Annotated in this window: 18 protein-coding genes and 1 tRNA gene; 16 read left to right on the top strand and 3 right to left on the bottom strand. The window is 67.4% G+C overall.

Annotated elements, in window-relative coordinates:
* Nucleotides 1–160: 160 nt before the first annotated feature.
* Nucleotides 161–3481, bottom strand: coding sequence for a PD-(D/E)XK nuclease family protein (locus tag KA248_08070; protein ID MBP7829858.1), 3321 nt, complete (start codon nucleotides 3479–3481; stop codon nucleotides 161–163).
* Nucleotides 3482–3501: 20 nt separating this feature from the next.
* Between KA248_08070 and KA248_08065 the strand changes: the two genes are divergently transcribed.
* From KA248_08065 to KA248_08035, 7 genes are all read left to right on the top strand, one after another.
* A complete protein-coding gene (locus tag KA248_08065; GenBank protein MBP7829857.1) occupies nucleotides 3502–4044 on the top strand; it encodes a GtrA family protein in 543 nt (180 codons plus the stop codon).
* Nucleotides 4045–4071: 27 nt separating this feature from the next.
* On the top strand, nucleotides 4072–5601 hold the full coding sequence (gene malQ / locus KA248_08060; protein ID MBP7829856.1) for a 4-alpha-glucanotransferase: 1530 nt from the start codon (nucleotides 4072–4074) through the stop codon (nucleotides 5599–5601).
* Nucleotides 5602–5742: 141 nt separating this feature from the next.
* The gene (locus KA248_08055) at nucleotides 5743–6999 is read left to right on the top strand and encodes a VanZ family protein (GenBank protein MBP7829855.1); all 1257 of its coding nucleotides are present in this window, start codon (nucleotides 5743–5745) and stop codon (nucleotides 6997–6999) included.
* On the top strand, nucleotides 6996–7943 hold the full coding sequence (locus KA248_08050) for a metallophosphoesterase (GenBank protein MBP7829854.1): 948 nt from the start codon (nucleotides 6996–6998) through the stop codon (nucleotides 7941–7943). The genes KA248_08055 and KA248_08050 overlap by 4 nt, the downstream gene beginning before the upstream one ends.
* Nucleotides 7944–8012: 69 nt before the next feature.
* Nucleotides 8013–8633 (top strand): sigma-70 family RNA polymerase sigma factor, encoded by a 621-nt coding sequence (locus KA248_08045; GenBank protein ID MBP7829853.1) that lies wholly within the window; start codon nucleotides 8013–8015, stop codon nucleotides 8631–8633.
* Nucleotides 8630–9139 (top strand): zf-HC2 domain-containing protein, encoded by a 510-nt coding sequence (locus KA248_08040; GenBank protein MBP7829852.1) that lies wholly within the window; start codon nucleotides 8630–8632, stop codon nucleotides 9137–9139. The genes KA248_08045 and KA248_08040 overlap by 4 nt, the downstream gene beginning before the upstream one ends.
* Nucleotides 9126–9578, top strand: a complete 453-nt coding sequence (locus KA248_08035; GenBank protein ID MBP7829851.1) for a hypothetical protein — start codon at nucleotides 9126–9128, stop codon at nucleotides 9576–9578. The genes KA248_08040 and KA248_08035 overlap by 14 nt, the downstream gene beginning before the upstream one ends.
* A 5-nt stretch (nucleotides 9579–9583) precedes the next feature.
* Here the strand turns inward: KA248_08035 and KA248_08030 are convergent, their stop codons facing one another.
* Nucleotides 9584–11344: a DUF4832 domain-containing protein gene (locus tag KA248_08030; GenBank protein ID MBP7829850.1), complete on the bottom strand. Its 1761-nt coding sequence runs from the start codon at nucleotides 11342–11344 to the stop codon at nucleotides 9584–9586.
* 207 nt (nucleotides 11345–11551) lie between these two features.
* Nucleotides 11552–12127 (bottom strand): winged helix-turn-helix transcriptional regulator, encoded by a 576-nt coding sequence (locus KA248_08025; protein ID MBP7829849.1) that lies wholly within the window; start codon nucleotides 12125–12127, stop codon nucleotides 11552–11554.
* A 190-nt stretch (nucleotides 12128–12317) separates the two neighbouring features.
* Here KA248_08025 and KA248_08020 point away from each other — a divergent pair, with 190 nt between their 5' ends.
* The 9 genes from KA248_08020 to KA248_07980 all read left to right on the top strand — a co-directional run bounded on the left by KA248_08020 (nucleotide 12318) and on the right by KA248_07980 (nucleotide 20463).
* Entirely contained in the window at nucleotides 12318–12860 is a 543-nt protein-coding gene (locus KA248_08020) for a metal-dependent hydrolase (protein MBP7829848.1), read from the top strand.
* A 120-nt stretch (nucleotides 12861–12980) separates the two neighbouring features.
* Nucleotides 12981–14483, top strand: a complete 1503-nt coding sequence (locus KA248_08015; protein MBP7829847.1) for an ISAs1 family transposase — start codon at nucleotides 12981–12983, stop codon at nucleotides 14481–14483.
* A 123-nt stretch (nucleotides 14484–14606) separates the two neighbouring features.
* The gene (locus KA248_08010; GenBank protein ID MBP7829846.1) at nucleotides 14607–15785 is read left to right on the top strand and encodes a nucleoside-diphosphate kinase; all 1179 of its coding nucleotides are present in this window, start codon (nucleotides 14607–14609) and stop codon (nucleotides 15783–15785) included.
* Between the two features lies 1 nt (nucleotide 15786).
* The gene (locus KA248_08005; protein ID MBP7829845.1) at nucleotides 15787–16992 is read left to right on the top strand and encodes an aspartate/tyrosine/aromatic aminotransferase; all 1206 of its coding nucleotides are present in this window, start codon (nucleotides 15787–15789) and stop codon (nucleotides 16990–16992) included.
* Between the two features lie 25 nt (nucleotides 16993–17017).
* Complete coding sequence (locus KA248_08000; GenBank protein MBP7829844.1) at nucleotides 17018–17956, top strand: patatin-like phospholipase family protein; 939 nt, start codon at nucleotides 17018–17020, stop codon at nucleotides 17954–17956.
* A gap of 103 nt (nucleotides 17957–18059) precedes the next feature.
* Nucleotides 18060–18135 (top strand) — tRNA-Ala (locus KA248_07995).
* A gap of 313 nt (nucleotides 18136–18448) precedes the next feature.
* On the top strand, nucleotides 18449–19123 hold the full coding sequence (locus KA248_07990; GenBank protein ID MBP7829843.1) for a DNA alkylation repair protein: 675 nt from the start codon (nucleotides 18449–18451) through the stop codon (nucleotides 19121–19123).
* 15 nt (nucleotides 19124–19138) lie between these two features.
* A complete protein-coding gene (locus KA248_07985; protein ID MBP7829842.1) occupies nucleotides 19139–19771 on the top strand; it encodes a hypothetical protein in 633 nt (210 codons plus the stop codon).
* The gene (locus tag KA248_07980) at nucleotides 19768–20463 is read left to right on the top strand and encodes a CPBP family intramembrane metalloprotease (protein ID MBP7829841.1); all 696 of its coding nucleotides are present in this window, start codon (nucleotides 19768–19770) and stop codon (nucleotides 20461–20463) included. The genes KA248_07985 and KA248_07980 overlap by 4 nt, the downstream gene beginning before the upstream one ends.
* Nucleotides 20464–20469: the final 6 nt, after the last annotated feature.

Here is a 20469-nt window from a genome sequence, read left to right as displayed (position 1 = left end):
AACACTGTACAACGGTGACGGGAGCGAGCCAACCCTTTATGGTACTGGTCTTCAATCCGGCCCCAAATCCGTGAGCCAGGATGGCGTTCATGCGGACATCCCCTGTGTACGCCTGCGAGCCGTGACAGCAGGGAGAGGCCGCGCGCGGATTTTGGCCGGGTCAGCTCTCCGCGGCGTTCGCCGCGCTTTCCAGGGCGGTGACATCCACGCGGCAGACGTGGCTGAAATCGCAGTACTCGCAGTCCAAAGGGTCCACCGAGAAGTCCGCCGCCCGCAGCCGCGACAGGTTTTCCACCACGCGCTCGATGAAGCGCGCCGTGACGGATCCGCTTTCGGCGTCCGCCAGGCGGACGCGTTTTTCCTCCTTGAATTGCTTCGCCATGTTGTCCCGGTCGCGCTCCTGGATGTGGTAGACCGCGTCGGTCATCGCGTTCAGTTCCGGCTCGTTGTACCGGCCGAACAGCGCCTGCTGCGCGGCGAAGCCGTACACGGGCAGCTGGCAGTCGAGGCTCTCCGCGATTTCCTCCGCGTATTTTTCGGGGGAGAGGCCGCCGCGCCCGGCGCCCTTGTAATCCGCGACCAGCAGTTTGGCCAGGCGCCCGGCCTCATCGAAGATCAGATCCACGCGGTCCACCCGCCCGTGAACCCGCACGCCGCCATCCTCCGGTCCGAGCCGGAGTTCGGGCTGGTCTTTCCCGCCGAATGCCAGCTCGAAGAGCGCCGGGTACCGGCGTTCTTCGGCCGCCCCGCTAAAATCGATGGACAGGTAGTTTTCCGCGATGCGCGCGATCTTGGGTTTCTCGGTTTCCCAGACCCCGGGGTCGCCCAGGAGGTAGCCTTCCTTCTCCGCGCGGGCGCAGACCGCGGCGGCTACCCGGTGCGCGTAGTCCAGGTACCGCTCCACCGGGCCGGCGTCCAGCGTGACAAGGGGAAGGGAGCGGGCCCCTGACGGCCCCGGCCGCCGGCGCAGACGCCAGCCGCCCGGCTTTTCCTCGACGGCCCACGCCCGGACCGTGCGCAGTTCGGCGAACTCGGCGCGGTCGGCATCCGACAGCACCTCCGGCTGGCCGTCGCCGCCGCACAGGCCCCGGTAGATTTGTTCGAGCACCTCGTGGATCACGCGGCCGCGGTCCATGGCGTCCGGTGCGTCCTCTTGGAGCCGCGCCGGCCCCAGCCGGCACACGGTGCCGAGGAAGAACCGGTAGCGGCAGCGCGCGAGCGATTCGAGCGCCGTCGGGCTCAAGGCGCCGCGGGCGGCGAGCCAAGCCTCGACCTGTTTCCGGGCGGCGGGCCGGTCGATCTTGCCGCAGTAGGGCCCGGCCGACGGGTGCTCCGTCCCGCGGCGGTTGAAGAAGGCTTCGCGCGCGTGCTCGACGCAAATCGCGTGGGCGATCGGGCTGGGCCCGCCCGCCGCCGCGGGCAGCGCCTGCAGCAGGGCGCGCTCGGTTTCCGCGGCCGACGCGGGGTCTTCGACCAGCCGGCCCAGCCGCCGGCGCGCTTCCGCCGGCGTGCGGCAGAGCGGCAGGGGCAGCGTGCTGCGCCAGGATTCGCCGGCTTCCGCCAGGCCCCCACCGGGATCGCCGGCCAGGGCCCACAGGCTCCGGAAAAAATCGCCGGGATTGAGCTGGCGCCCGTCGCCGTCCGTCGTCCGGCAGGACAGCACCAGACGTTCCCGCGCGGCGCCCAGGCAGGCCAAGAAGAGCACGCGCTCCTGCGCGGAGCGGATGGACAGCAGGGGAAGTCCCCACTGCGGCAGCTTCACGCCCTGGCGTTCCAGGGCCTTGCGCAGCGCGGAGCGCTCCTCGTCGCTGAAGACGGCGTCCTCGCGTGTGATGGCTGGGAACGAGCCCTCGTTCAGGCCGGCGATGAGGACCACGTCGAACGCCAGGCCGGCCATGTCCGCCGGGGCGACCACCCAGACACCGTATTCCGCGCTGGAGCCGGGGAGCCTCGTCGGCTCCGCCAGGAGCCGGGTGAAGAGGTCGAGAAAGCCGCTCCGCGCGAGGGGCGCGTCGGCGCCACGGTCCGCTTCGAGGCGGCGCAGGAGGTCGAGCGCCTTCTCGAGCGCGTGGCGGCCGTCGTCGAATTCCGGCGCGGCGGGGGACGCCGCCAGCCCGAGCTGCTCCGCCAGGTCGCGCGCGCGGCGGGCGTGCTCGTGAAGCGGCGACTCCCGGGCGGCCGGCTGCCAAAGCCCCAGGTTCGACAGGATCGAGGCCACGGGCGCGCGCAGGGATTCCGGCACGCGGCCGGGCGTGAGCCAATCCTCGCGTTGCAGGACCGGCCCGATGCCGGAGGTTTCGACGAGGTGTGCGGCTTCCTGCCGGGCCTCCAGGTTGCCGAGCCCCGGCCAGGCCAGGGCGGGGGATTGAAGCAGCGCGCAGAGCCGTTCCCGGGTCGGGTCCGACGGAAAGTGGAGCAGGGCCAGGAGCACGCGGACGGGGGCGGCGGCCGCTACCGGGCGCCCCTGGCGGCAGAAGAACGGGATGCGGAATTCCCGGAAGACCCGGGCCATCGTGTCCAGGTACTCGTCCGGTTGGCGCAGAACCAGCGCGATGCGCTCGGCCGGCACGCCGTTCTCATCCAGTTCGCGGCGGATGCGCCGCGCGAGATCCTCCACCTCGCCCTGCAGGCCCGCGGACCGGATGAAAGACAGCCGGTCGCGGCTGTCGGCCGCCAGTTGGGCGTCCTCCACGGCCATGGCATCGCCGAGTCCCTCGGTCCAGGCGCTCCAGGATTCCTGTTCGAGTCCGGCCAGGACCTCCGTCCGGATCTGCGCGGCCAGCCGGTCCTCCATCCGTTCCGCGTGGGCCGGCGGCAGGGTGGACGACAACAGAACGCGCTTTTTCCCGAGGGTCCCGGCGAGGGCGCCGACGAATTGCTCCGCGAAGGGGTCGAGCCATGTCAGCGCGCGGAAATGAAGAACCCGCTCCGGCACCGAGAGTACGGGCGGCCAGGCGGATCGGGGGCCCCGCAGGAGGCGGAGCACCGCGGCGTTGACGTCCCGCGTATCCGCCAGCCCGGAGTCCCGGAGGCGCCGCCGGTAGAGGGCATACAACTGGCCCAGTTGCCGGCCCTTGCTGTCCGCGGGCCTGTGCAGGAGCCACGCGTGGATCGCCTCCGCCGTGTCGCCGAACGGCGCCAGGGTATGGATCATGCTTTCCAGGGCCTCGGCCAGGGCCGCGGGCGCGGCCCGACCGAGGACGCCCTGCCCGGCATACTCCGCCGCGGCCTCGACGGCCGAGGCCAGGTGGAGCATCGCGCGCGCCACGCCGTCCGCCTCGGGCCGGTCGAGAAGCCCGGCGCGGCGGGCGGCCGCCCCGCACGCGGCCCGCAGCCGAGTGAAGGTCGTGACGTCTTCCGCGTCGACAAATCCCCTGTCCAGCGCGGCGCGCCGCATGTACTGCCGCCGCGCCGCCTCGGTCATGAACACGATCAGGGTCCCGCGCTCCATGCCGGAAGCATACCGGGCCCGCCGTCTCATGCGAACTCGAAAGTGGCTCCATGCCGTGGCTTGACGGGCTGGCGGTCAATCCGATAGCGTGCCGGGCCATGAAGCACATCATCCGGCAGTTTTTCCAGCGGGAGGCGCACCCGTTCATCCAGTTCATCAAGTACGCCATGTGCGGGGGCGCGGCGACCGCGGTGGATATCGTGCTGTTCAACCTCCTGGCCTGGAAGGTGTTTCCCGCGCTGGGCGTGGATGACCCGCTGGTCCGCATGCTGGGGCTGGATGTCGCGCCGGTGGACGACCTGACCCGGGAGAAGCGTTACTACCTGATCAAGACCATCACGTTTTTCTTCGGCAACCTGACGGCGTACGTGTTGAACGTGCTGTGGGTGTTCAAGCCCGGCAAGCACTCGCGCGCGAAGGAGATCACGCTCTTCTATGTGGTGTCGATCATCAGTTGGGTAATCGGTACCGTGCTGGGCGGCATGCTGATCCGGTTCTTCGCGTGGGAGACCTCGTTCGCCTACCTGGTCAACATGGTGGCCTCGGTGATGATCAACTACGTGTGCCGGAAATACATCATTTTCAAAGGATAACCCTTATCCCACAGGAGACAGCCCGTCATGAACTTCCCCCGAGCCAGCGGCATTCTGCTCCATCCCACGTCGTTGCCCGGGCCGTACGGGCTCGGGGAAATCGGGCCGCAAGCGCGGCTGTTCGTGGACAAGCTGCAGGCCGCGAAGCAGCAGCTGTGGCAGATCCTGCCGCTCGGGCCGACGGGCTACGCGGATTCGCCTTACCAGTCGCTCTCGACGTTCGCGGGCAACCCGCAGTGGATCAGCTTCGACCTGCTGGCCCGCGAGGGGCTCGTTTCGCGGTCGCGGCTGGCCCGCTTTCCCGAATTCCCGCGGGACCACGTGGACTTCGGGCCCGTGCTCCTCGCGCGCAACGAGGTGCTGCAGACCGCGTGCCGCTCGTTCGACAAGCGCGCCGGGAAAAGCAAGCGCGAGGCCTTCGAGCATTTCTGCCATAAGAACGCGGATTGGCTCGACGACTTCGCGCTGTTCTTCGCCCTCAAGAACGCGCACGAGCTCAAGCCGTGGACCACGTGGGAGCCGGAGCTGGCGCAGCGGGATCCGGCCGCGCTGAAGGCCGCCGCGCGCCGGTTCAAGACGTCCATCCGCAACGTGAAGATCGAGCAGTTCCTCTTCGCCGACCAGTGGGCGCGGCTGCGTAAGTACTGCCACAAGCGCGGGGTCCAGATCGTCGGCGACATCCCGATCTTCGTCGCCCATGACAGCGCGGACGTCTGGGCGCACCCGGAGCTGTTCCACCTCGACGAGCACGGCTTCCCGACGATCGTCGCCGGCGTGCCGCCGGATTATTTCAGCGCGACGGGCCAGCTCTGGGGCAACCCGCTCTACCGCTGGGACGCGCACCGAGAGACCGGCTACGCGTGGTGGGTCAAGCGGATGCGCCATATCTTCGACCAGGTGGACATCGTCCGGATCGACCACTTCCGCGGCTTCGAGGCCTACTGGGAAATCCCGGGACACGAAACGACCGCGATCAACGGGCGCTGGGTGCCCGGGCCGGGCGCGGATCTTTTCAACGCGCTCATCCGCGAACTCGGCCGGCTGCCGATCATCGCGGAGGACCTCGGCGTCATTACGCCTGCCGTGGAGCAGCTCCGCGACCATTTCCAGTTCCCGGGCATGCGGATCCTCCAGTTCGCGTTCGGCAACGACGCCAAGGCCGCGGACTACCGGCCCGAGAGCTACCCGCCGAACTGCGCCGTGTATTCCGGCACGCACGACAACGACACCACCGTGGGCTGGTTCCGTAGCGAGCCGGGGCAGAACAGCACGCGCTCGCGCGAGGATATCGAGAAGGAACGCCGGTCGATCCTGGATTACCTCAAGACCGACGGGAGCGAGATCCACTGGGACCTGATCCGGCTCGCCATGCATTCGAAGGCCAACACCGTGGTCTTTCCGCTGCAGGACGTCCTGGGGCTCGGGACCGAGGCCCGGATGAACGTGCCCGGCACGACGAGCGGCAACTGGACCTGGCGCTTCGCGTGGGAGCAGTTGACCCCGGCGATGGAGGAGCGGCTCCGGCAGTTGACCGAGGAGACCGGCCGGGTTCCGTGAACCTGGCGGCCACTTTCAGCCTGATCGGCAGACTGTAGTTCCGCCGCTCCGTCGGCGGAAGGAATCTCCGGCGGCGGAGCGCCGGAGCTACAGGAATGCGGAGCGAACGCCGCCCCCCGCAGAAACAGCGAGACGCCGAAGATGTTTGATCAATCTCCACGCGAACGGGAGTGGCTGTCCTGGCTGGCCGTCGCCGGCTGGACCCTGGCGATCTACCTGACCATCCCGCTCGCTCGCGCGATCCAGACCTGGGTGACGGAGCACGGGGGGCGGATCCTGTTCCTGTACGGCGTGCTGGCCGTGCTCTTGCTGGCCGCGGGGATGGCCCTTGGCGGGCTGCTACGGTCTCGCGCACCGGGCCGCGGCCGGGCCGCGGCGTGGGTGGTGGCCATCACGCTGCTCTACGCGTTTCTCTCCTGGCGCCTGCGCGCCAACCCGGAGGAGGCGGTCCATTTTATCGAGTACGGCGTGCTCGGCCTGCTGTCGTTCCGCGCGTTCGGCCACCGGATGCGCGACCCGATGATCTACCTGGCCGCCGGCTGGCTCGGCGCACTGCTCGGCACGATGGACGAGGTAATCCAGTGGCTGACGCCGCGGCGCGTGTTCGGCCTTCGCGACGTGTGGCTGAACATCCAGGCCGTCGGGCTCATCCAGGTGCTGCTGGCCGCCGGCCTGCGGCCGGCCTTCATCCGCGGGCCGGTTGCGCGGCGCTCCGTGCGCGTGGTCTGCCGGCTGGGTATGGCGCACCTGGCCCTGCTGGCGCTGTGCCTTTCCAATACGCCGCCGCGCGTGGATCGCTACACGCGCCGCTGGCCGGCGGTTGGCGCGCTGCGGCACACCTACAGCATGATGGCCGAGTACGGGTACCGGCACCTGGATCCGGAGGTGGGCTGTTTTTATTCCCGCTTCACGAAGGAAGACCTTCGCAGCCTGGACCGGGCCCGGGCCGGGGAGGTCGCGGAGCGGCTCGACGCGTTCCGGGACTTGGCCCGGTACCAGGAATTCCTGCGCACCTGGACCCCGGTGACCGATCCCTTCACGCACGAGGCGCGCGTACACCTGTACTGTCGCGACAAGAACCTGGAGCGGGCCTGGGAAATGCGGGGCGATACCGAGGCACTGCGCGGACACGCCACCATCGCCTGGCGGGAGAACCGCCTGCTGGAGTTATACTTCGGCAACACCCTGCGGCTTTCGCGATACAGCTTCACGGCGCGGGAGTCCTGGCTGGCCCGCGAGTACCACGATCCGGCCCGGCCGTTCAGCAGTCCGGTCAGCGCCACGCTCATCACCCGCTTGACGGAAGGCCAGGTTCGGGGCTTATTCATGGCGGGCATGCTGGGACTGCTGCTGATCGAGCACGTGGCGTGCCGCAGACTGAAAGAGCCGGCTTCATGAGCAAGACCGCGGTGACAAGAAGGGGATTTCTGGGCACGCTCGCGGCGGCGGGCGCGGCCTGGGGATTGGGCCTGCCGCGCCGGTCGGCCTGGTCGGCGCCGGTTGCCTCCCGGGAATCGTTCCGGTTCGTTTTCTTCACGGATGTCCATACCCGCGTCGAGTGGGAGACTCCCCGCGCCCTCGAGATGGCGGCGAAGGCCATGCGTACCCAGGCGCCCGACCTGGTGGTCGCGGGCGGCGACCTCATCACCGACGGCTTCGACGCCACGGCGGAGCAGGTGGCGCCGCGGTGGGACGCGTTCATGGAGATGTGGGATTCGCTGCCCGGCCCGAAGGAGTCCGCGATCGGCAACCACGACCTCGTCGCCGCCCGGCCGAAGGACGGCTCTCCGGCCAGCCCCGATCCGCGCGCGATTTTCCGCGAGAAAATGGGCGTGCCGCGGACCTGCCGTTCGTTCGACGCGGGCGGCTGCCACTTCGTGCTGCTGGACCCCATCCAGGTCACGGATACCGAGCGGAACTACCGGGGCTTCGTGGACGCCGCCCAGATGGAATGGCTGCGGGGCGACCTGGCGGGTGTGGACTCCGGCACGTCCGTGATCCTCGTGACGCATATGCCCCTGCTGACGGCGTTCTACCAGGCGACGGAGGGCGCGGCGGAGCCGGCGCCGGATCACCGGGTGGTGGTGAACAACCGCGAAGTGCTCAAGCTCTGCGAGGCGCACAACCTGCTGCTGGTGCTGCAGGGCCACCTGCACGTGGACGAGATGATCCGGTGGCGGCGCACCACGTTCATCACCGGGGGGGCGGTCAGCGGAGCCTGGTGGCGCGGCCCGCGGAAGGGGACCGACGCAGGATTCGGCGTCGTGACCCTGCGCCACGGGCGGGTGGAGTGGGAGTACGTCAATTACGGCTGGATCCCGCGCCGTCCCCCGGATGCCTGACCCGCGGCGGCCGCGCCCTATATTTCCATTTTCAAGCTCGCGGCTTTTCCTTATGGTTTGAAGCCGGCCATGAATAGAAGCGATTCCATAGCGTCCAAACAGATGGGCGAAGAGATCGCGGACGCGCGCCAGGTGCGGCGCTGGGTGCAGCAAGCGCGGGATGGGGAAGAGGAAGCTTTCGGTGAACTGATGAAGATGTACCACCAGCGGGTGTTCAGCCTGGCCTGCGGGATGGTGAACAATCCCGACGATGCCCGGGACCTGTCCCAGCAGTCCTGGGTCAAGGCTTGGAAAAACCTCTCCCGCTACCGCGAGTCCTCCTCCTTCTACACCTGGCTGTACCGGATCGTTTCCAACACCTGCCTCGATTTCCTCCGGCACCGGGCCCGGCTGGGCGAGCAGTCGTTGCCCGAGAACGTGGACCTGGTCACGCAGGCGGACCCGAACCCCGCGGCCAGCCGCCGGTCGCGTCCGGACAAGGAGGCCGAACGCGCGGAGACCCGCCGGTTGTTCGACGCCGCCCTGGCGGAACTGTCGCCGGAGCACCGGATGACCCTGACCCTGCGCGAACTGGAGGGGCTGTCGTACGGCGAGATCGCCAAGGTCATGGATTGCCGCACGGGGACGGTTATGTCGCGCTTGTTTTACGCGCGCCGGCACATGCAGCGAAAATTGAGGGGGCTGCTATGAACTGTCACAAGGCCCGGAAATGGATCAGCCTGGACATGGACGGCGAGTTGTCCGTCGGCCGGAAGGAAAAGTTGTACAACCACATCCGCCGTTGCGGGTCCTGCAACGAGGTGCGAGACCGGTGGTTGAGTCTCGGCGACCATCTGCGCGCGCGGGTGGGCGCGCCGGTCCAGACGGCGGAAGCCGCGTGGGCGGACGTGCGTCGGGCCATTCGACTCGAGAAGGAGGACGAGGCAAAAGGGCTCGTCCTGGGGCCGGGCCTGTCGTTGCGCTGGGCGGCGGCTGCGCTGTCGGTGCTGGTCGTGGCCGCGGCCGTGGTCGTCGGGCTCCGGTTCCGGGCGGGGGAAGGAGCGGCTCCCGCGTTGGCCCGCGCCCCGGCGTCCGCCGTGGAGTGGGTGGAAACCGGCTTGCCCGAGGCCTCCACAATGGTGTACGAAGATCAGGAGTCGGGCTTGGTCGTCATCTGGGTGCAGGAGCAGAACGGGGGCGCGCATGTGGGCTCGTAAACAGCTTGGAATCGGCTTGGGGCTGGCCGTCGCGCTCTGGCTGGCTTCCGGGGCCGGGACGCAGGCGCAGCACGTGGTCTCGCTCAAGGCGACCATGATCCATGCGTCCGACAAGCCGTCCGCGCAGGATTCGCGGCTCGACAACATCGAGTACCAGCTTCGACGCACCTTCCGCTTCGAGTACTACAAGCACATCGGCGAGGGCTCGGCCTCGGTGAACCTGCCGGGCGTAACCGTCCTTTCCCTTGGCAGCGGGTTCCAGTTGAACCTCTCCGCCGCGGACGCCGGCAAGGGCAAGGTGCGGGCGGCCGTCCAGTGGATGCGCGGAAACGACGTGGTGCTCAACACCACGGTGGTCATGACCCGCCGCATCCCGGTGGTGCTGGGCGGTATCTCCCACGAGGGGGGGACCCTGATTGTCACCCTGGTCGCGGAGTAAGGCTTCTACGGCACGCTGATCCTGTACCACCACGGGCCGGGGCCAAGCGCCCCGGTGTCCCCGCGGGTTAGCCAGTCGCCCTGGCCGGGCAGGTTGGTGGCGATGCGCTCGAAGGGAGTGGCCGGGTGGCCCGTGCGTTCCACCGCGTAGAAGATCCCCGAAGCCGCCATCCAGCGCAGCGCCATCCCCGGTTCGCCGTTCGGCGCGATGAGACCGTCCACCTTCAGGAAGGACTGGCCGTTGGTCGGGTGGGTGCCGGTTCGCCACTCTTCGCCGTTCGTGAACCCGTCCGCGTCGCTGTCCGCGCCGCCGATCGCCGGGTCGGTCGGGTCCAGGCCGTGGGCCAGGTAGAAGGAATCCGGCACGCCATCCCCGTTGGAATCGCAGTGCTCGGGATCCGGAGTCAGGAGGACCGATCCGCACGCGATCCGCAAGTAGGCGTCCTCCCCGGCGCTTTGGAGCCGGACGTCGGGTTGGCCCGTGCGGAGATCCAGTACGCCCACGCGGAGCGAGTAGGTCCCCGTGGCCACACCGCTGACCGTGACGGCCTGGGTATGGACCAGGAGAGCGCCCGGCAGGGCCTGGCGGAGGTCGCAGGACAGGATTCCGGTCCAGGCCGGCGCACCAACGGCGTCGCACAGGGCCGCCTGCACCGGGAAACGATGGTAACATGGCGCCGATCCAGAATTGGTGAACACAACGATGAGCATGAAGGGCCAGTCGCGCCACACACGATCCGGCCAGGCGATGCGGTCGAGGTGCAGGTTGTACCCCAGTGCGCGTTTCATGGCCTGCAGTTTGACCTGGTTGCCGCTCCATTCGTGGCCGCCGGCCGGGCCGAGACCGGTGAAATGGTAATCGCGGATCACCGTCATCACGTCGTTGAAATCATTCGACCAGGCGCGCTTCTGGCTGTTCTCCGGGCTTTCGCCCGTGACGGGATTGGATCGCCAGTTATGGACGGCGGCCGTATTGACCTGCGTGAAGCCGTAATACAGGCTCCAGTCGCCCGAGTCGTCGCAGTCCGGGAATCCGTAGATGCAGGGCGCGGTGAAGGAGGGGAAGTAGTCCTCGTGGAAACCGAAAGAGACACCGACCGAGTCCGGGTCGCGCGCATAGCGGATTTGTACGGGTGTATTGGTGAAAAGCTTGTAGGCGTCGCGGATGGCGATCTTGGCCGCGTTGCTGGGGGCATGGCTGTCGCACCCGGACTGGTGCCATTCGCCCCAGAGCCCGAGCAGGCCGGCCTGGATGGCGGTGATGCGCGGATCGCCGTCGTACCGCCCGCGGATGGCGGCCACGAATTGCGTCATCTGGGCGATCATAAGGGGATGGTTCCAGTCGGGGGTCCATCCCGGGCCGTCGCCGTCGCAGAACTCATAAGTCCAGGAGGGGATATTCAGCGGCGCCTCGATCAGGAATCGGGGGAAATCCCGCTCCGGTTCGCCGCCGGAATAAAACAGCGTGATGCCGCTGTTCACGCCGTCCGGGTAATCGGCGACGGGGCGCAGGATGAACGTGGCCAGGGGATGATCGTCGAGGATCGGCTTCAAGTGGTTGGTTTCGAACCGGCCCCACGCAAAAATCTGGTCGGCCGTCTCGACCTCGCGCCACGGCATGTACACGTGGTACACCGTGGCACCGTAGAAATTATCCGGGGCGCCGGCGGCGTAATCCGTACCCCAGAGGATGAATCCCTTGTGCGGGTTGTTGAGATCGGACTGGGTTGTGGCGGGCCGTATCTCGGCCGCGGAAGTCGGCAGCACAACCGCGGCCAGGATCAGCAGGCCATACCAGGAAAGACAGCCCGGGCGTACAGGCCGACGCCGGGCGGCGCTCGGCGGGCCTCGCCACGCATCAGAGTCCTGTTCTGGTAAGGCCGCCATCCTCTCTCTTCCATGCTATCGCAGGAGCAGGGAACTCCCCGGCCCAGCCCCTAGGCCATACTTTGCAAAGTATGGCCTAGGGGCTGGTCATGAGGATTGCAGCGCCAGTTTCAGCAGCGTCGCCTTGAGGCCGGAGCGCACTCGACAGACCTGATAGGCGTCCCCTTTTCTGGTCACGTATCCTCGCCGGAGAAGCTTGTCCATGTGTCTCCTGACGGCCCTTCGGGAAATGCCCGTCCTGGAGGCCAGCAGTCCGGTGGTCTTTGCCCCGCGTGCCAGCGCCCTCATAAGCAGGATTCGTCGAGGGTGTGTGAAGCCCGTCAGTGCGGAGAAGAGGGAATCAACCTTCTCCCCTGTTTTGGTGTAACTAATTGCCATTGCGGTAAGTATCGTGCGCGCAGGAGGCACCAATGGATCCGGCGCGGCCTGATAGAAGACGCAGAGGCCCGAGCGCACGGGCTTGAGCAGACCCCGAGCATTGAGGCTCCGCAGATACTGGCTGGTCAACGCCAACGGCATCTGCAAGGCGGTGGCCACCTCGGATACCTGGCGATAGGGGTGCTGGATCAGGTATCGCAGCAGGATCAACCGTCGACGGTTCGCGAGGGCGCGGCAAGTTCGCCAGAGCGTCGGCGCCAGGGGTGCTTGAGTGGAGGAACTCATGGCCATACTTTGCAAAGTATGGCCTAGGGTGTCAAGTCGCGCGGAGACCGCTGCTGGAGACCGCTGCGCGGAGTATGCCAGGGAGCCTCCCGGGCTTGCTGTGGGCCACGCGATATCGGCCGGACGCAGGCCCTGGGCCGAGTTCTACGCTATCCGGTGGCGCCGCGAACGGGTATAGCTGTCCTCGATCATGTACTTTCACGCCCACGCGGCGATAGGCTGGATCCTCGCGGAGGCGGGCCGCGGCGACTCGCGCTTCCGGCGGGCGGTATTCCTGGCGGCCATCGCACCGGACCTGGACGCGCTGACCTACCTCCTCGGCATGACGATGTCCCTGGCGGAGCATCATGTCTGGACGCATAACCTGGTATTCTCCCTGGCCGTGTCCCTTCTTTCCGTCCTTTACTGCCGGGCCATGAGGGCCCGGGTCTTCCTGTTCACCCAACTGGCGTTCTACTCGCATTATTTCGGCGACTACTTCTTCACCACCTGGGCGTTGAGCTATCTGTATCCCTTTTCGGACCGCGCTTTTTTGAGCGGCCACGCCTTTCACTTGTGGTATCCCGTGAATGACTGGATCGGCGCGGGACTCCTGCTGCTGGTGCTGGTTCTGTGCCGGGCCTGCCGCCGCACGCCCATCGAGATGATCTCTCCCCGGGCGGACAGGAAACTGGTTGGTTGGCTGACCCGCCGGGCGGGTCGGCGGGATACGACGGCCCTGATCCTCGCCTAAACTTGAAGGGACAGCGAGCAGAGTGATAGGACTGATTCATCATGAGCGCGAGTGAGCGGCGGGGCAGGACGTTACGTAAAAAGCTGAGAATCTTCTCCTCCTTCTGGTTGCCTGTAGCGCATGAAGAAGCCTTCGCCGCGGCTTCCGGTCGGGGCTGAACAGGCTGTGCTCGATGAGTTGAAAGTTCGATTGATAAGGCCGGAAGAGCAGCCGCGATACGACCAACTCATCGAGCAGGAACACTACCTGCATAATGCCGCCCTGGTGGGCGAGCAACTCCGGCATGTGGCCGTGGATGGCCAAGGCCGCTGGCTGGCGCTACTGAGTTGGAGCGCGGCGGCCTACCGATTACGCGCCCGAGAGGCGTGGATCGGATGGACGCCTTGGCAACAGGATCAACGCCGCCTTTTGCTGGCGCAGAACAGCCGGTTTCTCATCCGGTCGGCCGGCCGCCTGCCCAACCTGGCTACGCGCGCGATGAAGTTGAGCCTGCAACGGCTCAGTCAGGATTGGCAGGAGGCCTACGGGCATCCCATCGTCGTGGTGGAGACCTTTGTGGATCCGGCCTTGTTCTCCGGCACGGTGTATCGCGCCGCGGGCTGGGAGGAACTGGGATCGACCCGAGGCTACCGGCGCTGCGCCCGTGACTATTATGAAGCCCATGACCGGCCCAAGCGGCTCTTTGTCCGAGCCCTGCGCGCCGACTCCCGCCGTGGACTCTGCGCCTGCGAGCTTCCAGCGCGCTGGCGGGCGGGATCCTTGCGCCCTCCCGGCGGCCGGGGTGTCCCCTTGGACGTGCTGCGCTCGCTCCACGAGAGCTTGCGCGCCGTGCGGGATCGCCGACGATGGCATTCGCACCAACAGGCCGGCCTCTTGAGTCTGATCGCCGCGGCCGCCCTCTGCGGGGTGAGCCGGGGCCAACGGGATCTGGCCGCCTTCGCCCAAGACTGCACCCAGGCTCAACGGCGCGCGATGCGCTGCCTTCGCGATCCGAAGACCCGCCGGTATCAAGCGCCATCGGAAAGTTCGTTCTTTCGGGTCTCACAGCGCGTCGAACCCCGAGAGATCGAAGAGGTTCTCCTGCGCTGGCAAGAGCAAGTCTTGGGGCCTCTGGCCTCGGACGAACCCGTGGTGGTGGACGGAAAAGAACTCTGCTCTTCCGGGGGTTTCGAGTCGGTCAGTGCCTATGCCCTCCAAAGCCGCCGCTGGCTGGGCAGCGAGCCGGTCCGGCGCGGCTCCAACGAGATCCCGGCCGCTCGCGCCTTGGCGCGGCGCCTCCCCTTGGAAGGCCGTCCCCTCCTCGCCGATGCCTTGTATACCCAGCAGGCCCTGGCGCGCACCGTCGTGCAAGAGCGCGGCGGGGAGTACGTGATGACGATCAAGGCCAACCAATCCAGCTTGCTCAAGACGGCCCAACAGCAGATGACCAAGCCGTCTTTTCCCCTCGGCTTGATCGCACGGCCGCCACCGATGAGATCAACTGCGGCCGTCCTGAACGCCGCCTGCTTCGGGCCCGCCAGACCACTGCCGAAACGATGGCTTTTCCCTTCGCCGCCCAGGTCGCCGAACTCTGCCGATGGCGTCTACAGGGCCAGAAAAAACCGGAACAGGTCGATCTGCTGAGGCGTTCTCCAACGTTTTACGACGACTCGTGAATCAGTCCTAGGCTTCCGATCGATCCCCGCGTTCGGGCTTGATTTCCGCGCCGGGGTGCATAAACTCCCACGGGAACAGCAGGAGAACGCCATGGCGATTGAACTGGCATTTGCGTTGATCAATCCGTACACGATTTCGAAGTCCCGCACGGGGGGCGTGATCGGGCGCCTCCTGACCCGGACCGGGCTGGAACTGGTGGCGGCTCGCATGTTCGGGCCCAGCCAGGAACTAGCGGGCAAGTACGCGGAACTCCTCCACCACGATCCCGCCATCGAGGAGGAGGAGCGTCGCTTGCTCTCCGATTACGTTGCCCGCTGCTATGCGCCGGATCCGAAGACCGGCAAGCCGCGCCGCGTGATGATGCTGCTCTTCGAGGGCGAGGACGCCATCGTCAAGATTGCGAAGGCGACGGGCAAGCTGCGGCACAGCACGGAGGCGTCCGACACCGTGCGCGGGACCTACGGGGATTTCATCCGCGACGAGCAGGGCGAGGTCCAGCACGCCGAGCCCGCCGTGATGGTGGGGTGGACGCACGAGTCCGCGGGCGCCGCCCTGCGGCTGTGGGCCGAGTACGGCGAGCGCGACGGCGGCCTGGTAGAGGGGGCCGTGGATGTCTACACGGGCGCGGACCACTACCAGCGCACGCTGGTGCTCATCAAGCCGGATAACTTCCGGTTCCCCAGCGCGCGGCCGGGGAATATCATCGATATCTTCTCCGGCTCCGGCCTGCGGATCATCGGGGCCAAGGTCCACCGCATGACCGTCGCGGAGGCGGAGGAATTTTATGGGCCGGTCCGGAACGTGTTGCGGTCCAAGCTGAAGGAGATGGTAGGCCGGCGGGCCGCCGAGGCCCTGGGCCAGGAACTGGGGTTCGAACTGCCGCCGGAGACGGTCGCGCAACTCGGGGAAACGTTCGGCCCGATATACGGCGACGACCAGTTCTACAAGATCATCCAGTTCATGACCGGGCAGTGGGGCCCGTCCTGCACGCCGGAGGAGAAGCAGAAGAAGGGCAAGGAACGCTGCCTGGCCCTCGTGTACGCCGGCCTCAACGCGGTGGAAAAGATCCGCGGCATCCTCGGGCCCACCGATCCCAGCAAGGCTCAACCCGGCTCCGTCCGCAAGGAGTTCGGGCAGGACATCATGGTCAACGCGGCCCACGCCTCCGACTCCCCGGAGAACGCGGCGCGCGAGATGAAGATCATCCGCGTCGAGGACAGCATGATCCGGGAGTGGGTGGACCGCTATTATCCCCTGAAAGGAGCCTGACATGAACTTGAACCGGATCCCGCCCGCCCCGCCGGATGCCATCCTCGGCCTTACGGAGGCCTTCAAGAAAGATCCGCGCCCTGACAAAATCAATCTCGGGGTCGGCGTGTTCATGGAGGACGAGGGCCGGACACCGGTTCTCGCTTCCGTCAAGCGGGCGGAAGAGCGGATTCTCCGGGAGGAGACCAGCAAGTCCTATCTCCCGATTTCCGGCTCCCCGGTGTACGGCGAGCGCGTGGCGGACCTGGTCTTCGGGGCGGGGCACGCGGTGATCCAGGCAGGCCGTGTGCGCATGGCCCAGACGCCCGGCGGGACGGGGGCCCTGCGCGTGGGGGCCGAGTTCCTGCGCAAGTTCCTGCCCTCGGCCCGGGCCTGGTTGAGCGCGCCCACCTGGCCGAACCACAAGGGCGTGTTCGCGGCGGCGGGCTTCGCGGCGGCGGAATACCCGTACTACGATCCCGCCGCGCGCGGGCTCGCCTTCGACCGCCTGTGCGGGGCGCTGGACGCCGTGCCGGAGAACGAGGTCGTGGTGCTGCACGTCTGCTGTCACAACCCGACCGGCGTGGATCTCTCGGCGGACCAGTGGCGCGCGGTGGCGGAGATCGCGGCGCGGCGGCGCTGGATCCCGTTCTTCGATTTCGCCTACCAGGGCTTCGGCGCCGGCCTCGACGCGGACCGCGCGGGGCTGCTTCCTTTCGTGGAGACCGGACTGCCGGTCCTGGTCGCGTCCTCGTTCTCCAAGAATTTCGGGCTCTACAACGAGCGCACGGGCGCGCTGGCGCTCGTGGCGCCGGATTCCGGCGCGGCGGCCGCCTGGCTGTCCCACGTCCAGGTCCTCGTCCGCGTCCTCTACTCCAATCCGCCCGCGCACGGCGCGGCGATCGTTTCGAGGATCCTCGGCGATCCCGCCGAGCGGGCCGCCTGGGAGAAGGAAGTGGACGCCATGCGTGGACGGATCGTTTCCATCCGCGACGCGCTGGTGCAAGGGCTGCGCGCCCGCGGCGCCCCGGTGGATTTCTCCTTCATCCATGCGCAGCGCGGCATGTTCTCCTTCAGCGGGCTCACCGACGCGCAAGTGGCGTTCCTGCGGGAGAAGAAGGCCATCTACATGGTCGGCGGCGGGCGGATCAACGTGGCGGGCATCACGACCCGGAATCTGGATTACCTCTGCGATTCCATGGTCGAGGCCCTGCACGTCGCGACCTGACGGCTCCGCGAGGGAGGGAGAAGGGATGAGACGCGGCGGGAAAAAATACCGGATTCTTTCCCTCGACGGCGGCGGCATCCGCGGGCTCCTGGCCGCCATCCTGTTGGAGCGGCTGGAGCAGGCCGTGCCCGGGTGGCTGGAGCGCGTGGAGCTCCTGGCCGGAACGTCCACAGGCGGGATCCTGGCGCTGGGTCTGGCTCATGGTCTTTCGCCTTCCGACCTGCGCGAGCTGTACGAGAAAAAGGGGCGCGAGATATTCGACGACTCGTGGCTGGACGACTTGCGGGACCTGGGGCGCCTCGTTGGGGCCGAGTACGGCAATCGGAACCTGGCCCGGGAACTGACACGCTTGTTTGGTGACACGCGCCTGGAGGATCTGGAGAAGCGCGTGCTGATCCCCGCCTTCGACCTCGACAACGAAAAACCCGATCCCGGGCAGCGGAGCTGGGCGCCCAAGTTCTTCCACAATTTTTCCGGCCCGGATTCCGACGGCGCGCAGCCGGTTTGGAAGGTGGCCTTGTACACGAGCGCCGCGCCGGCCTATTTCCCGAGCGTGGACGGCTACATCGACGGCGGGGTCGCGGCGAACAATCCGGCCATGGCCGCGCTGGCGCAGACCCGCGACCGGCGGGCCTTTGCCCGGCCGCCGCCGCTGGACAGCGTGGTGCTGCTGTCGATGGGCACCGGCCGTTCGCTCATGCGCATCGAGGGGAAGAACCTGAACTGGGGTTACGCGCAATGGGCCCGTCCGATCCTCGATATCCTGGGCGAAGGACTGACCGGCGTGGCGGACTACCAGTGCCGGCAGATGCTCGCGGAGCGCTATCACCGGCTGGCCCCGGTGTTCCCGGCGGGGGAGCGCTTCCCGCTGGACGGCGTGAAGCGCATCCCGGACCTGGTCGCTTTCGCGGGCGGCGTGGACCTGTCGTCCGCGATCGCCTGGCTTCGCCGCGCGTGGGAATGAAACATGCTCACACTTTGCAAAGTATGATCCTGTTGTCCGCGGGGAGAAAACGCTTGCGCGAGGGTGGGGGAGCACGTAGATTGTGCGGGTCTTTACGGCAGATGGGGCGGTAGCTCAGTTGGGAGAGCGCCAGAATCGCACTCTGGAGGCCGAGGGTTCAACTCCCTTCCGCTCCACCAGCCTTCGCCGTAGTCCCGACCTCTTCGAATCGGGACGTAGGCGAAGGCTGCCCGCCGGCTTGTCCGCCGGAGGCTTGGTGAAGGCGGAAGGCCTGGCGAAGGCGGGCAATCCCACAAAGAACCCCTTCGATTTCCTCCCGCACCCCTTGGACATGTTGCCCGATCTGGTCTTTTCCCGCGACGATGGTCTGGTACCATCTTGGCGCCGATGAGGGCGCGGGAGCGGGGATATGGATTACACCAAGGAGATACGGGTTGCCGTCACGGCGAAAGGCTTGAAGAAGGCCGGGGAATTGTTCAAAAAGCACTTCCAATGAACGTCCCGTCCATTCTTCGCGCCCTGAAGCGCCAGGCCAATCCCGCCAACGTCGCGGGCATGGCCCGGTTCGGCATCAGCACCCGCGGCACGCTGGGCGTGTCCATTCCCGCGCTGCGCCGCCTGGCAAAGGAGATCGGGCGGGACCACCGGCTGGCCCTCGAGTTGTGGAGATCGGGGGTCCACGAGGCCCGGATTCTGGCCGGCCTGGTCGCGGACCCCGCGGCGCTGACGGATCGCGACATGGAACGCTGGGCCCGCGACTTCGACTCCTGGGACGTGTGCGACCAGGTGTGCTCGAACCTGTTCGACAAAACCCCCTGGGCCTGGAAGAAGGCCGCGGCCTGGCCCGCGCGCCGCGAGGAATTCGTCAAGCGCGCCGGCTTCGTTCTCATGGCCGCGCTGTCGGTCCATGATAAGGCCGCGCCGGACTCCGCGTTCTTGAAATTCCTTCCCCTGATCCGGCGCGAGGCGCCCGACGAACGGAACTTCGTGAAGAAGGCCGTCAACTGGGCGCTTCGGCAAATCGGCAAGCGCAATGAACGCCTGCGCCGCGCCGCGGTCAAAACAGCAACCGTCATACAGCAAATGAACTCCCGCGCGGCCCGCTGGGTCGCCGCCGACGCGCTGCGCGAACTCCGAAACCGTCCCCTCCCGAACACCGAACACTGAACACCGAGACCTCCCATGGGCCAAAAGCTCTGCCCCAAGATCATCCTCGAAGGCACCCGCCTGACGCTGAAGACGGACATCGCCTTCGCGCTCAACGAGCACGCGCGGATCGTCGGCCCGCGCAAGTACCGCTACCATTCGCCGCTGGTCTCGGGCGAATGGTGCGCGTTCACAAACTACCCCTGGGGCCGCGGCCTGATCAATTTCGCGCCGGAGGAGGAGGCCCGGGCCATGGAAACGTACGGGACCTGGGCGCGGCTGTTCGAACTGCTCCGCTACTACTCGTGGATCGTCGACCGGTTCCACCTCTCCACGCGGGCCTGCCAGCTCCAGGAACGCGGGAAGGACTACGATTTCCGCTGGCTGGAGGAGCGGCTCCTGCCGCTCGGGTTCCGCCTGGTCCTCTGCACGCGGTCGCCGGAATCCTTCGAGGCCGCCCGCTCGGAGCGGCTCAAGGTATCCGGCAAGCCGTCGCAGTACGACGACCTGTCCGTCTTCGTGCGCGAGCAGGAATTGCTGCGTCGCCTGGCCTCGGAATCCATCCTGCCGCGCCTGGAACTGGACGTGTCGGACAGCCGCGTGCCGGCCGCCTGCGACCGGGTCGCCGACTGGCTGGAAGCCACCGGCGGCCTGTACATGTCCTCATGAGCGCGCGCCGGGGAAAAGCCGTCCTGGCCCTGCTGCTGCTAGTGCCCCCCGCCAGCCTGGGCGTCGCGTCGGGCATGGTCTATTTCCCGGGCCGGCCGCTGGGCACGGTCCTGTTCGCCGCGTGCAAGGTCTGGCTGTTCGGCTTACCGCTGATCTGGCGGCTTTTCGTTGAGCGGCAAGCGGTCAGCCTGTCGCCCGCGCGAAACGGCGGGTTCGGGATGGGTGTACTGACGGGCCTGCTGATTTCGGCGGTGATCCTCGCGGCCTATGCCCTCGTGGGCGGCCGGCGGCTCGACCGGGCTTTGCTGGCGGACAAGATGGCGGCGGTGGGCCTGGCCTCGCCCGGCCTCTACCTCGCGGGCGCGGCCTACTGGATCCTCGTGAACTCGGTCCTCGAGGAATACGTCTGGCGCTGGTTCTGTGTCCGGCAGTGCGAGCAACTGCTCGCGCGCGTCCCGGCGGTGGCCTTGTCCGCGCTGTTCTTCACGCTGCACCACGTCGTCGCCCTGCGCGTCTACATGGCGCCGGGCCCGGTCCTGGTGTGCGCGGCGGGGATCTTCATCGGCGGGGCGATCTGGTCGTGGATGTACACGCGCTACCGCTCCATCTGGCCGGGCTACGTCAGCCACGCCATCGTGGACGTGTCCGTCTTCGGCCTCGGGGCCTGGATGCTGTTCGGGCCGGCCCCGTAAAGTTTT

The organism is Kiritimatiellia bacterium (assembly GCA_018001225.1).
Lineage (GTDB): Bacteria > Verrucomicrobiota > Kiritimatiellia > CAIQIC01 > JAGNIJ01 > JAGNIJ01.
This window is presented reverse-complemented; position numbering and strand designations above follow the sequence as displayed.